The organism is Stenotrophomonas sp. YJH_SMC_105-26 (assembly GCF_059368915.1).
Window position 1 is genome coordinate 151,777 of the sequence record NZ_JCAFSD010000006.1, and the last position, 12,620, is coordinate 164,396.

The 12,620-nt window shown below is 68.6% G+C and carries 12 protein-coding genes; 10 read left to right on the forward strand and 2 right to left on the reverse strand.

What is annotated here, in order from left to right; genetic code table 11:
* Positions 1 to 175: 175 nt before the first annotated feature.
* From AC5P7F_RS15030 to AC5P7F_RS15045, 4 genes are all read left to right on the forward strand, one after another.
* Positions 176 to 424, forward strand: a complete 249-nt coding sequence (locus tag AC5P7F_RS15030; protein ID WP_005420185.1) for a hypothetical protein — start codon at positions 176 to 178, stop codon at positions 422 to 424.
* A gap of 122 nt (positions 425 to 546) precedes the next feature.
* A complete protein-coding gene (locus tag AC5P7F_RS15035; protein WP_014038878.1) occupies positions 547 to 1,464 on the forward strand; it encodes a bestrophin family protein in 918 nt (305 codons plus the stop codon).
* Positions 1,465 to 1,483: 19 nt separating this feature from the next.
* Positions 1,484 to 2,473, forward strand: coding sequence for a porphobilinogen synthase (hemB, locus tag AC5P7F_RS15040; protein WP_164077007.1), 990 nt, complete (start codon positions 1,484 to 1,486; stop codon positions 2,471 to 2,473).
* Between the two features lie 32 nt (positions 2,474 to 2,505).
* Positions 2,506 to 2,775 (forward strand): gas vesicle protein GvpG, encoded by a 270-nt coding sequence (locus AC5P7F_RS15045; protein ID WP_032959066.1) that lies wholly within the window; start codon positions 2,506 to 2,508, stop codon positions 2,773 to 2,775.
* A gap of 120 nt (positions 2,776 to 2,895) precedes the next feature.
* Here AC5P7F_RS15045 and AC5P7F_RS15050 read toward each other — a convergent pair whose 3' ends face one another.
* Positions 2,896 to 3,759 (reverse strand): TolB-like translocation protein, encoded by an 864-nt coding sequence (locus tag AC5P7F_RS15050; RefSeq protein WP_164077008.1) that lies wholly within the window; start codon positions 3,757 to 3,759, stop codon positions 2,896 to 2,898.
* Positions 3,760 to 3,807: 48 nt separating this feature from the next.
* On the opposite strand from AC5P7F_RS15050, the gene aroE reads away from it, so the two are divergent.
* The 3 genes from aroE to dinG all read left to right on the forward strand — a co-directional run bounded on the left by aroE (position 3,808) and on the right by dinG (position 7,280).
* Complete coding sequence (gene aroE, locus AC5P7F_RS15055; protein WP_046433083.1) at positions 3,808 to 4,653, forward strand: shikimate dehydrogenase; 846 nt, start codon at positions 3,808 to 3,810, stop codon at positions 4,651 to 4,653.
* A 3-nt stretch (positions 4,654 to 4,656) separates the two neighbouring features.
* The gene (locus AC5P7F_RS15060) at positions 4,657 to 5,010 is read left to right on the forward strand and encodes a hypothetical protein (protein WP_014648789.1); all 354 of its coding nucleotides are present in this window, start codon (positions 4,657 to 4,659) and stop codon (positions 5,008 to 5,010) included.
* Between the two features lie 167 nt (positions 5,011 to 5,177).
* On the forward strand, positions 5,178 to 7,280 hold the full coding sequence (gene dinG, locus AC5P7F_RS15065; protein WP_049404916.1) for an ATP-dependent DNA helicase DinG: 2,103 nt from the start codon (positions 5,178 to 5,180) through the stop codon (positions 7,278 to 7,280).
* Positions 7,281 to 7,384: 104 nt separating this feature from the next.
* Here the strand turns inward: dinG and ilvD are convergent, their stop codons facing one another.
* Positions 7,385 to 9,223: a dihydroxy-acid dehydratase gene (gene ilvD / locus AC5P7F_RS15070; protein ID WP_032959069.1), complete on the reverse strand. Its 1,839-nt coding sequence runs from the start codon at positions 9,221 to 9,223 to the stop codon at positions 7,385 to 7,387.
* Positions 9,224 to 9,633: 410 nt separating this feature from the next.
* Between ilvD and AC5P7F_RS15075 the strand changes: the two genes are divergently transcribed.
* Genes AC5P7F_RS15075 through AC5P7F_RS15085 form a run of 3 tightly spaced genes read left to right on the forward strand, consistent with a single transcriptional unit; the run spans position 9,634 to position 12,051 of the window.
* The gene (locus tag AC5P7F_RS15075) at positions 9,634 to 10,206 is read left to right on the forward strand and encodes a DUF1190 domain-containing protein (RefSeq protein WP_005420172.1); all 573 of its coding nucleotides are present in this window, start codon (positions 9,634 to 9,636) and stop codon (positions 10,204 to 10,206) included.
* A gap of 7 nt (positions 10,207 to 10,213) precedes the next feature.
* Positions 10,214 to 11,392: a glutathionylspermidine synthase family protein gene (locus AC5P7F_RS15080; RefSeq protein WP_164077009.1), complete on the forward strand. Its 1,179-nt coding sequence runs from the start codon at positions 10,214 to 10,216 to the stop codon at positions 11,390 to 11,392.
* Entirely contained in the window at positions 11,392 to 12,051 is a 660-nt protein-coding gene (locus AC5P7F_RS15085; protein WP_032957033.1) for a hypothetical protein, read from the forward strand. The genes AC5P7F_RS15080 and AC5P7F_RS15085 overlap by 1 nt, the downstream gene beginning before the upstream one ends.
* Positions 12,052 to 12,620: the final 569 nt, after the last annotated feature.

Here is a 12,620-nt window from a genome sequence, read left to right on the forward strand (position 1 = left end):
TGTAGGACTGGTTGCGATCATCGGCGGGCCACTCTGAATCGGCGCCAACACCCGGCCCAGAGCAGGCACGGCGGCACGCTAGCACGGTGCCGGTGACAGCCCCGCCAACGGCAGTAGGCGGCGACGGCGGGAACGACTATGGTGCACAGACAGGAACCAACTGCGGGAGAGTGGAATGGGCGTGATCAGTCTGTTGTGGGGCGTACTGGCGCTGTTGTGGATGATCCTGGCGCTGATTCCGCTGCTGGGCTGGGGCAACTGGTTCCTGATCCCGTTCGCCGCCGTGGGCGCGGTGATCGCCGCGCTGGGCATCCTGTTCACCCACCCGACCAAGCGCGGCCGGGCCTGGGCCGGGCTGGTGCTGAACGGCATCGTGGTGGTGGTCGGCATCCTGCGCCTGGGCCTGGGTGGCGGCGTGATCTGAGCCGCATCGCCGGGTGCGACAGGGCGTCGCAGGTACACGGCCGCGGGCCGGGCAGGGGCGTACAATGAACGGCTGCGCGAGCCCCCCGCGTGCCTGTGAATCCGCGCCCGGCGCGGCTGCCCATGATCATCCGACCCCGTCCCCACGGCTGGCAACTGCTGTACATCCTGCGCGGCTCGATCGTAAAAGCGATCGCGCCGAAGGTGCTGGCCATCCTGATCCTGTCCATCGCGGTGGCCGCGGTGGTGGAGCTGGCGCCGCCGACCGGCATCGAGCGCGTTTCCGTCACGCCGTTCACCCTGCTCGGCCTGGTGCTGTCGATCTTCCTCAGTTTCCGCAACAGCGCCTGCTACGACCGCTGGTGGGAAGGCCGCAAGCTGTGGGGCCAGCTGGTCTACGAATCGCGTTCGCTGGCCCGCCAGGTGAACCTGCTGCTGGCCGATGACGCCGGTCGCCGCCGCCGCATCGCCTACCTCACTACGGCTTTTGCCCATGCGCTGGCCGCGCGCCTGCGCGGGCGCATCGTGGCCCTGGCGGCGTTGCCGTGGCTGGACAAGCCGCAGCGCGAGCAGCTGGGCCAGCGCGAGAACGTGCCCGACGCATTGCTGTCGATGATCGCTGCCGAGCTGGCCCAGGCCCTGCGCGCCGGCGAACTCGACCCGATCCTCTACACCCAGCTGGAAGAGCGCCTGCACGCGATGTCGTCGATCCAGGCCGGCTGCGAGCGCATCCTCACCACGCCGCTGCCGTTCGCCTACACCCTGCTGCTGCATCGCTGCGCATGGATGTTCTGCGTGCTGCTGCCGTTCGGCCTGGCCAGCTCGCTGGGCTGGGGCACGCCGGTGCTGTCGGCGGTGCTGGCCTACGCCTTCTTCGGCCTGGACCAGCTGGGCGAAGAAATGGAAGACCCGTTCGGCCTGGAGCCGAACGACCTGCCGCTGGACGCGCTGGTGCGCACGATCGAGATCGACCAGCTCGACGCGCTCGGCGAACGCCCGTTGCCCGAACCCCTGCTGCCGCAGGGCTACCTGTTGCAATAGCCACTCCTCGGAGCCTGCCATGTCCCACCCGCTTTACCGCCCGCGCCGCATGCGCCACGACGAGTTCTCGCGCCGCCTGATGCGCGAGAACACGCTGACCACCGACGACCTGATCTACCCGGTGTTCGTGCACGAACGGGCGGGCCGCACCGCAGTGCCGTCGATGCCGGGCGTGGAGCGGCTGTCGATCGAAGAGCTGCTGAAGGTGGCCGAAGAAGCGCTGGAACTGGGCATTCCAGTGATCGACCTGTTCCCGGTGATCGACCCGTCGCTGAAGTCGCTGGACGCGTCGGCGGCGTGGGCCGAGGACGGCCTGGCGCAGCGTGCGATCCGCGCGCTGAAGTCGCGCTTCCCGGAACTGGGAGTGATGACCGACGTGGCGCTGGACCCGTACACCACCCACGGCCAGGACGGCATCATCGACGACAAGGGTTACGTGCTCAACGACATCACTGTCGAAGCGCTGGTCAAGCAGTCGCTGTCGCACGCCGAGGCCGGTGTGGACATCGTCTCGCCGTCGGACATGATGGACGGCCGCATCGGCGCGATCCGCCGTGCGCTGGATGCCGACAACCACATCAACGTGCGCATCATGGCCTACTCGGCCAAGTACGCCTCGGCGTTCTACGGCCCGTTCCGTGATGCGGTGGGCAGCGCGGCCAGCCTCGGCAAGGCCGACAAGAAGACCTACCAGATGGACCCGGCCAACGGCGACGAGGCCTTGCGCGAGATCGCGCTGGACCTGGAAGAGGGCGCCGACATGGTGATGGTCAAGCCGGGCATGCCGTACCTGGACCTTGTGCGCCGGGTGAAGGAGACATTCGGTGTGCCGACCTTCGCCTATCAGGTGAGTGGCGAGTACGCGATGATGAAGGCCGCCTTCGCCAACGGCTGGCTGGAGGAACGCGCCTGCGTGCTGGAGTCGCTGCTGGGTTTCAAGCGGGCCGGCGCCGATGGTGTGCTGACCTATTTCGCGCCGCAGGTGGCGCGATGGCTGCGCGAGCGCTGACAATAGCGCCACGATAGACGGAGGACTGCGCGATGGGACCCGAACTGGGATGGATGCAATGGCTGATCTGGGGCACCGGTACGCTGGTGTTCGGCGCCATCATCGTCGCTGTCTTCATCGCCGCCTGGCGGGCCGGCAAGCGCCCGCCGGAACAGCTCTCCGCTGCCCGCCACGTGGCCCGTGAGCAGGCGCTGCCGGAGACCGTGCAGGCCGAGCTGGCCGCGTTGAACCAGCGCAAGGACAACGGCCAGCTGAGCGAGATGGAGTACGAGCAGTTGCGCGCCAAGGTGTTGTCGCGCTGACGGGGCGTTTCATCCACGCATGGCGTGGATCTACTGGTAGTCGCCAACCTTGGTTGGCGCTTTCATGTATGCCAACCAAGGTTGGCATCTACCAAACGGCCATCCACGCATGGCGTGGATCTACCGCGCGCACCCGGCCACCGCCGCCACCTTCGGCACCGCCAACCGGTACACGTCCACGCCACCGGCACGCGGCGCCTTCGCTGCACTGCTGGCCACCATCATCTCGCCCGGTTTGGCGTTGTCGACCACCGGCGCACCGGTCCAGCCGCCGGCCTGGTTGAACGACAGCCCCAGCGGCTGCAGCGCCGCGCCGCTCCACGCACAGCCGCTGCTCCAGACCTGCGCGGTACTGCCGCTGCCGCGGCTGAACACCACGGCGGCGTCCTGGCCCAGCCAGTCGCCGTCGGTCTCGTCGTCGGCGCTGTTCAACGCGCTCAGTGCGCTGGCCGGGCCGCGCAGGCCCTGCGCATCCAGCGTCGCCACGAACAGGTCCCAGCCGGCGCCACGGCCTTGCTGGCGGGCAAACAACAGCTGCTTGCCGTCCGCGCTCAGGGCCGGCCCGCGCTCTTCCCGGCGCCCGCCGTCACCGGCCAGCGGCTGCGCCGGGCCCAGCCGGCCGTCGGCGGCCAACGCGGCGCGGTACAGCGCCAGCGCGCCCTCGCGGCCGGCCGCGAACAGCAGCCAGCGGCCGTCACGGCTGAAGTAGGGATCGCGCGCTTCACCGGCCACGCCTACCGGCAGTACCTGTGCCTGCTGCCAGCGACCGTCCACCACGCGCGCCTCCCACAGGCCCCAGCCGGCCTCGCCGCGGCGGGCGAAGACGATGCGCTGGCCATCGGCGCTGATCGTGGCGCGACCTTCGTCGGCGCGGGTCGAGACCACGCCCATGCCTTCGATGCCGTACTCGTTCAACGCCATCGCCACGGGGGCAGAGAGTAGACTGGCGGCGAGCACCAGCAGGGGCGGGGTGATGCGCATCATCCGGTTCCGTGCACGAAAGAGCATCAGTCTAGCCAGCTTGAGGATTCCATGACCGACCGTTACGCCGTCTTCGGACACCCCGTTGCCCACTCGAAGTCGCCGCAGATCCACGCGACGTTCGGTCGCCAGGAAGGCATCGCCATCGACTACCGCGCGATCGACCTGGCCCCGGATGCGTTCCTGGCCGGACTGGAGGCCTTCGCCGCCGAGGGCGGTGTCGGCGCCAACGTCACCCTGCCGCACAAGGAAGCCGCGTTCTCGCTGTGCACCACGCTGACCGCGCGCGCGCGCCGCGCCGGCTCAGTCAACACACTGCTGCGCAAGGGCGACCGCTGGCACGGCGACACCACCGATGGCATCGGCCTGGTGCGCGACCTGACCGACCGCCACGGCCTGGACCTGCGCGGCCGCCGCGTGCTGATGATCGGCGCCGGTGGCTCGGCGCGCAGCGTCGCCCCGGCGCTGCTCGATGCCGGCATCACCGAACTGGTGGTGGTCAACCGCACGCCGGAGCGCGCCGACGAACTGATCGACGCGATGGGCGAGCCCGGCCGTGCGATCAGCCGCTACTGGGAAGACCTGCGCGACCTCGGCGACTTCGAACTGATCGTCAATGCCACCTCGGCTGGCCGCGACCGCGACGTCGAGTTCAAGCTGCCGCTGTCGCTGGTCAATTCGATGACCACTGCTGTCGACCTGAACTACGGCGAGGCGGCCATCGCCTTCCTGGCCTGGGCCCGTGCGGCGCAGTGCCGCAATACCGTCGACGGCCTGGGCATGCTGGTCGAGCAGGCCGCCGAGAGCTTCCTGCAGTGGCACGGCGTGCGCCCGCAGACCGGCGAGGTCTACCAGTCGCTGCGCCAGGGCTCGGCCGTGCTGGCCGGCGAGGACTGACCGATGGACAGCACAACCCTGATGGTGACCGTGCTGAGCATGGTCGGCGTGCGCCTGCCGGTGCTGATCGCGCTGTGCGTCGGCCTGGTCTGGGTGGTCGGTGCGCCGCGCGATGCCACCCGCACCGGCGCGCTGGTCGGCCTGCTGCTGTTGCTGCTGTCCAGCCTGGGTGGCCTGGCGGCGGGCATGCTGCCGATGTGGCTGGTCAGCAGCGGCAACTTCAGCGCCATCTCGGGCATGAGCGCCATCTTCGGCGTGGTGCACTTCGCGCTGGCGATGGTCGAGGCCATCGGCGTGGTGCTGCTGGTGTGGGCGCTGGTGCGCCTGCTGCGTAGCCGTCCCGCCCCGGTCGCCTGAGCGCTGGCGCCGGGCCACGCCCGGCGTGTTTCGCCCCTGTGCGGCGCGGGCTTCGGACCGTGCGCGCCGGCGGGCGTCGTCGCTGGCTCGTTCAGGGTGCCAGCAACAGTGAACGCGGCCGGCCATGCGACAATGACCGGCCTGATCCAGCTACGGTAGTTCCCGGCGTGACCGAAACCGTCGCCGCTCCGCGCACGCTCGATGACACCTTGAAGGACGCGATCCGCAAGGCGTACACGACGCTGCAGGCCAACACCCCCGGCTTCTCCACCCGTCGCTCGCAGAGCCAGATGATCGGCGTGGTGTCGCGCGCGCTGTCGAAAAGCGGTGGCGTTGGCGTGGTCGAGGCGCCGACCGGCGTCGGCAAGAGCCTGGGCTACCTCACCGCAGGCGTGCCGATCGCGCTGGCCACCAAGAAGAAGCTGGTGATCAGCACCGGCACCGTGGCGCTGCAGTCGCAGCTGGTCGAGCGCGATATCCCGAATTTCCTGAAGGCCACCGGCCTGGAAGCGACCGTGGCGCTGGCCAAGGGACGCACCCGCTACCTGTGCACGCGCAATGCCGCCGAGGCGCAGGGCGAGGGCTCGCAGGGCGGCATGTTCGAGGATGACGCGCCACTGTTCGACCGGCCGCTGGCGCCGATCGAGATGGACATCGCCAAACGCCTGACCGACGCCTTCACCAGCGGCAGCTGGGATGGCGATATCGACAATGCGCCGGAGACCATCAGTCCCGGCCTGCGCAGCCGCATCACCACGCCGGCCTCGGGTTGTGCCGGGCGACGCTGCGCCTATTCGGCGCAGTGCGCGGTGCTGCGCTCGCGCAATACGGTGCGCGACGCACAGATCGTGGTCACCAACCACGCGCTGCTGCTGTCGGCGCTGTCGATCGGTGACAGCGACAACGGCCAGCCGTTGATCGCGCCACCCTCGGACATGCTGCTGGTGCTGGACGAAGGCCATCACATCGGCAACGTGGCGATCGACCAGGGCGCGGCCAGCCTCGCGCTGGACGAGATGGCCAAGCGCACCGGCCGCCTGCAGATCCTGATCGCCGGTGCCTACCGCGCGGTCGACAAGGACCGGCTGGGCAACCTGCTGCCCAACGAAGCGATCGAAGTCGCCAGCAACGTGGCCAAGCAGCTGCGCGCGTTCCGTGATCACATCGAGCGGGTGTGGATGCCGGCGCCGGCGGACGAAGAGCCGATGTGGCGCGCGGCCAATGGACGCCTGCCCGAGGCCTGGCGCGAGCCGATCGAGGCACTGGCCGACGATACCCGCAGCCTCTACAACTGGGCGCATGCGGCCACCACGCAGGTGGCCAAGGGCAAGCCGGACGATGCCGCGCGCGAGCGCCTGCAGCGCAACCTGGGCATGGCGCTGGAGATGATCGAGCAGCAGTACAACCTGTGGCAGGCGTGGCGCCGCGAAGACAAGGACGGCGCGCCGCCGATGGCGCGCTGGGTGACTGCCACCCGCGATGGCGACCTGGTGCTGCACGGTTCGCCGGTGTCGGCCGCGCACGTGCTGCGCAAGCTGCTGTGGGATGAAGTGGACTCGGTGGTGATGACCTCGGCGACGCTGACCGGCGGTGGCGACTTCCAGGCGCTGGCGATCGACAACGGCATTCCGGAAGAGGCCGAGATGGTCTCGCTGTCGTCGCCGTTCGACCTGCCCAACCAGGCCGAACTGATCGTGCCGAAGTTCCCGGTCACGCCGGACGACCGCGAAGGCCACCCGCGCGAAGTGGCGCGCTACCTGGACACCGAACTGGACTGGGCCAAGGGCTCGATGGTGCTGTTCACCTCGCGCTGGAAGATGGAGAAGGTGGCCGGGCTGATGCCGGCCGCGCGCCGCAAGCAGGTGCTGGTGCAGGGCGAGATGTCCAAGACCCGGCTGATCGAGGAACACCTGAGGCGTGTCGAGGCAGGCGAGGGCTCGGTGCTGTTCGGCCTGAACTCGTTCGGCGAGGGCCTCGACCTGCCCGGCGAGGCCTGCACCACGGTGGTGATCACCCAGGTGCCGTTCGCCGTGCCGACCGACCCGCAGACCGCCACCCTCAGCGAGTGGTTCGAGGGACGCGGGCTCAACGCGTTCAACCTGATCGCCATTCCGCATGCGCTGCGCACGCTGACCCAGTTCGCCGGCCGCCTGATCCGCACCTCCACCGACACCGGCCGCGTGGTCATTCTTGATTCGCGGCTGCTGACCCGCCGCTACGGCAAGCGCATCATCGACGCGCTGCCGCCGTTCAAGCGCGTGATCGGCTGAAAAAGGGGACGGAGGGGATTAAGTCGTTTGAGGCACAAACGACTTAATCCCCTCCGTCCCCTTTTCCCAGATGGCGGCCAGCGGCCGGCACTACCGGATCGGCATCAATCGCCGAGCAGGGCGGTGTTGCGTACGGCGCCCTTGTCGGCGCTGGTGGCCAGCAGGGCGTAGGCCTTCAACGCGCTGGTGACCTTGCGCGGGCGTGGCGCGCGCGGTTTCCAGCCACGTGCGTCGGCGTCGGCGCGGCGCTGGGCCAGCGTGGCCTCATCCAGCAGCAGGTCGATGCGGCGGGCCGGGATGTCGATGCGGATGCGGTCGCCGTTCTCCACCAGACCGATGACACCGCCGCTGGCGGCTTCCGGCGAGACGTGGCCGATCGACAGGCCCGAGGTGCCGCCGGAGAAACGGCCATCGGTGAGCAGCGCGCACTGCTTGCCCAGTCCCTTCGACTTCAGGTAGCTGGTCGGATAGAGCATTTCCTGCATGCCGGGGCCGCCCTTCGGCCCTTCGTAGCGGATCACCACTACCTCACCCGGTTGCACCTCGTCGGCGAGGATGCCGGCGACGGCCGCGTCCTGGCTTTCATAGACACGCGCGGGGCCTTCGAACACGTGGATCGATTCGTCCACGCCGGCGGTTTTCACCACGCAGCCATCCACGGCCAGATTGCCACGCAGCACGGCGAGGCCGCCTTCCAGTGAGTACGCATGCTGCAGCGAGCGGATGCAGCCCTCGGCGCGGTCCATGTCCAGGGTCGGCCAGCGCGTGGCCTGGCTGAAGGCCTCCTGGGTGGGGATGCCGGCCGGGCCGGCCTTGAAGAAGGCATGCAGGGTGTCGTTGTCACTGCGCACCACGTCCCAGCGTTCCAGCGCGTCGGCCAGGCTGGCGCTGTGCACGGTCGGCACCGTGGTATCGAGCAGGCCGGCGCGGTCCAGCTCACCGAGGATGCCGAACACGCCGCCGGCGCGGTGCACATCCTCGATGTGGTACTTCGGCGTGTTCGGCGCCACCTTGCACAGCTGCGGCACGCGCCGCGACAGCGCGTCGATGTGGGTCAGGTCGAAGTCGACCTCCGCCTCCTGTGCGGCGGCCAGCAGATGCAGGATGGTATTGGTGGAGCCGCCCATGGCGATGTCCAGGGTCATCGCATTGGCGAACGCGGCCTGGGTGGCGATGCCGCGCGGCAGCGCGCTGGGGTCTTCGCCGCCATACCAGCGATGGCAGAGTTCGACGATCAGGCGGCCGGCGCGGCGGAACAGCGCCTCACGGTCGGCGTGGGTGGCCAGCGTGGTGCCGTTGCCGGGCAGCGACAGGCCCAGCGCCTCGGTCAGGCAGTTCATCGAGTTGGCGGTGAACATGCCCGAGCAGGAACCGCAGGTGGGGCAGGCGCTGCGCTCGAACGCGGCGACTTTCTCGTCGGAGGCGCTGTCATCGGCGGCCACCACCATCGCATCGACCAGATCCAGCTTGTGCTCGGACAGCCTGGTCTTGCCCGCTTCCATCGGCCCGCCGGAGACGAACACCACCGGGATGTTCAGGCGCAGCGCGGCCATCAGCATGCCGGGGGTGATCTTGTCGCAGTTGCTGATGCACACCAGCGCGTCGGCGCAGTGCGCGTTGACCATGTACTCCACGGCGTCGGCGATGATCTCGCGGCTGGGCAGCGAATACAGCATGCCGTCGTGGCCCATCGCGATGCCGTCGTCCACGGCGATGGTGTTGAATTCCTTGGCGACGCCGCCAACCTGTTCGATCTCGCGCGCGACCAGCTGGCCGAGATCCTTCAGGTGCACGTGGCCGGGCACGAACTGGGTGAAGGAGTTGGCGATGGCGATGATCGGCTTGTGGAAGTCGCCGTCCTTCATGCCGGTGGCGCGCCACAGGGCGCGGGCGCCGGCCATGTTGCGACCGGCGGTGGAGGTGCGGGAACGGTATTCGGGCATGGCGGGCGGAACGGGCGGGCCGTACGACGTGGGGGTCAGCCGATCATGGCCAATTTTTTCGGTTGCTGCTGCAACCACCTTCACCGCTTGCAGCGGCTTGGCGGTCCGCGCATTTCCCCTTATCCCCGCGCCTTCGGCGCGCCCCCCTTGAACAACAAGGGGGCTTCTTGCCGGAGACTTGGCTGCGCGCGCCGGGCATGACCGGGCGCCGCGGGATGTGTGCCAACCAAGGTTGGCACCTACCAGAGCGGTGCGTCGCCTGGGGGTCGGATCCCATCGCGGCGCGATGGGCTCTGACCCCAATGCCGACGAAAATGAAAGTCCGTTCATCTTTCGCACTTTGCCGATTCCGGTTGCTGGCCCGGATTTGGCATCATTGGGGCATTGATCCGTCGACAGGGCATGAGGCCATGAAACGTTCCCGCACCACCGCGCTGCTGCTGATGAGCGCCGCGCCGCTGCTGTTCACCGCCTGCCAGAAGGAGCCGGAGGTGAAGGTGCAGGAAGGCCTGTATACCTCGGTGGAGGCCTGCACCGAGGCCACCGGCGATCCGTCGTCGTGCCGCAATGCGTTCGCTGAAGCGCAGAAGCAGGCCGCCGATGCGGCGCCGAAGTACGCCAGCAAGGAAGCCTGCGAGAAGGACTACAAGCCGGAGCAGTGCGTGCAGCAGCACACCTCGGCCGGTACCTCGTTCATCGGCCCGATGATGATGGGCTTCTTCATGTCGCAGATGCTGAGCAACCGCGGCGGCCTCGCCCCGCAGGCGCCGGCGTCGGCACCGGCCTACCAGGACAAGAATGCGGGTTGGGCGCGCCCGGCACCGGGTGGCACCGGTGGCCTGAACACCGCCAGCGGCATCGGTGCCGGCAAGGCCGGCCTGGCGCCGGTCACCAGCGAGCCGAACCGTGCGGTCACTGCCAGCCGTGGTGGCTTCGGCAATACCAGCGCACGCCGCAGCACCAGCGGCAGCTACGGCGGCTGATCGACCCATGCAGCGCATCCGGATTGCCGAGCGTGCCCAGTGGCGGGCGCGCGCGGAAGAGGCGGGTTTCCGCTTCCACACCATCGACGGCCAGCCGTACTGGGATGAAAGCGCGTATTACGCCTTCACCCTGCGCCAGATCGAACAGGACATCGAAGACCCCAGCGCCGAGCTGCACCAGATGGCGCTGGATCTGGTCGGTGATGTCATCGGCAGCGAACGCTTGATGGACCAGTTGGCGATTCCGTCGCACTACCGCGACTGGATCGCCGACAGCTGGCGCCAGCGCCAGCCGCACCTCTATGGCCGCCTGGACCTGGCCTACGACGGTACCGGTCCGGCCAAGCTGTACGAATTGAACTACGACACGCCGACCTCGCTGTTCGAAGCCAGCTTCTTCCAGTGGCAGTGGCTGGAAGGCCAGCGCAATGCCGGTCGCCTGCCGCAGCATGCCGACCAGTTCAACGCCATCCATGAGGCGCTGGTCGAGCGTTTCGGCGACCTCGCCGCGCAGCTGCCGCCGCCGCTGTACTTCAGCGCGGTCGGCAGTTCGGAGGAAGACCGCGGCACGGTCGAGTACCTGCGCGACTGTGCGTCGCAGGCCGGCCTGCATGGCCAGGCCATCGCCATCGAGGACATTGGCCTGTCCGAGGACGGCCGCTTCACCGCGCTGGACGATTCGGTGATCGGCACGCTGTTCAAGCTGTATCCGCTGGAAGACCTGATGGCCGAGGAATTCGGCCGCGCGCTGCCCGGTTCGGGCGTGCAGCTGCTGGAACCGGCCTGGAAGGCGGTGCTGAGCAACAAGGGCATCCTGCCGTTGCTGTGGCAGCGCAACGTGGGCCATCCGAACCTGCTGGAAGCGCATTTCGATGACGGCAGCACGCTGGCGTCGGGCTGGGTACGCAAACCGCTGTTCTCGCGCGAAGGCGCCAACATCGAGATGCACCTGGCCGATGGCAGCACCCAACGCAGCGACGGGCCCTACGACGGCCCGGCGATCATCCAGCGCGCCCATCCGCTCACCCGCTTCGAAGGCGGTTACCCGCTGATCGGCAGCTGGGTGATCGGTGACCATGCCTGCGGCATCGGCATCCGCGAGGACGACAGCGCGATCACCCGCGACAGTGCGCGCTTCGTGCCGCACGCGATCGTCGACGAGGCGCCGACGCGGATCTACGTCTGATGACGGTGCGGCGCAATCGCGACCTGCGGCCTGCGCCGCTGCCGGGCCGGCATCTGGATGACGGCCACGCCCTGTGGCGCTATTCGGACCGCATCGCGGTGCGCTGCCACCGCTGCGATACGCCCGGCTGGGTGGTGCGGACGCCGGAATCGCGACGTTTCCGCTGCCTGGGCTGCAGCGCAGCCCTCGACAGTGGATGCGGCTGCGGTTGCTGTGCCGCGGGCGACTGGGTCGGGCCCGTGCGCTACAGCGGCTATCGTCCCTGCGGATACTGCGGGCACAAATGGGTCCGCGCCGAGCTGCACCGTGCGCGTGCAGTGTCGCCGTTGCGGACGCTGGCGGCGGACTGCAGTCAGTGCGGACGCAGCAGCGAGGTGGAGGTCACGTTGTCGCGATGGCGTGGCAATGAGGCGATCGATCCGCATTTTGGCTTGCCGCTGCGGCTGGTCGAAAAGACTGCGGCCGGAGTGCTGTGGGCCTACAACGAAGCCCATCTGCAGGCACTGCACGACTACGCTGCCGCGCCTCTGCGCGAGCGCGCGGGCGTTACCAACGGTTCGATGTTCTCGCGCCTGCCGCAGTGGATGAAGCTGGGCCGCAACCGGGTGCTGCTGCAGCGTGCGGTGGAGCGGTTGCAACGTCGGTTGCTGCAGGGGTAGTGCCGGCCGCTGGCCGGCAACCGGTTTTGGTAGATGCCGACCCTGGTCGGCGCTGTGGATTTCGTGCCAACCAAGGTTGGCACCTACCAGGGCGATGCATCGGTTGTTGCAGGGGTAGTCCCGGCCGCTGGCCGGCAACCGGTTTTGGTAGATGCCGACCTTGGTCGGCGCTGTGGGTTTCGGGCCAACCAAGGTTGGCACCTACCAGGGCGATGCGGCGGTTGTTGCAGGGGGTAGTGCCGGCCGCAGGCCGGCAACCGGTTTTGGTAGATGCCGACCTAGGTCGGTGCTGTGGATTCGTGCCAACCAAGGTTGGCACCTACCAGGGCGATGCATCGGTTGCCGCAGGGGTAGTGCCGGCCGCTGGCCGGCAACCGGTTTTGGTAGATGCCGACCTTGGTCGGCGCTGTGGATTTCGTGCCAACCAAGGTTGGCACCTACCAGGGCGATGCGGCGGTTGTTGCAGGGGGTAGTGCCGGCCGCTCGCCGGTAACCGGTTTTGGTAGATGCCGACCTTGGTCGGCGCTGTGGGCGGGCCAACCAAGGTTGGCACCTACCAAGGCGATGCG

Bases quoted from the DNA above. Each gene is read 5' to 3' on its own strand.
- hemB (WP_164077007.1), top strand. From the start codon at position 1,484: ATGTCCCACCCGCTTTACCGCCCGCGCCGCATGCGCCACGACGAGTTC.
- AC5P7F_RS15085 (WP_032957033.1), top strand. From the start codon at position 11,392: ATGACGGTGCGGCGCAATCGCGACCTGCGGCCTGCGCCGCTGCCGGGC.
- AC5P7F_RS15080 (WP_164077009.1), top strand. From the start codon at position 10,214: ATGCAGCGCATCCGGATTGCCGAGCGTGCCCAGTGGCGGGCGCGCGCG.
- AC5P7F_RS15030 (WP_005420185.1), top strand. From the start codon at position 176: ATGGGCGTGATCAGTCTGTTGTGGGGCGTACTGGCGCTGTTGTGGATG.
- AC5P7F_RS15075 (WP_005420172.1), top strand. From the start codon at position 9,634: ATGAAACGTTCCCGCACCACCGCGCTGCTGCTGATGAGCGCCGCGCCG.
- AC5P7F_RS15060 (WP_014648789.1), top strand. From the start codon at position 4,657: ATGGACAGCACAACCCTGATGGTGACCGTGCTGAGCATGGTCGGCGTG.
- ilvD (WP_032959069.1), bottom strand. From the start codon at position 9,223: ATGCCCGAATACCGTTCCCGCACCTCCACCGCCGGTCGCAACATGGCC.
- aroE (WP_046433083.1), top strand. From the start codon at position 3,808: ATGACCGACCGTTACGCCGTCTTCGGACACCCCGTTGCCCACTCGAAG.
- AC5P7F_RS15045 (WP_032959066.1), top strand. From the start codon at position 2,506: ATGGGACCCGAACTGGGATGGATGCAATGGCTGATCTGGGGCACCGGT.
- AC5P7F_RS15035 (WP_014038878.1), top strand. From the start codon at position 547: ATGATCATCCGACCCCGTCCCCACGGCTGGCAACTGCTGTACATCCTG.
- AC5P7F_RS15050 (WP_164077008.1), bottom strand. From the start codon at position 3,759: ATGATGCGCATCACCCCGCCCCTGCTGGTGCTCGCCGCCAGTCTACTC.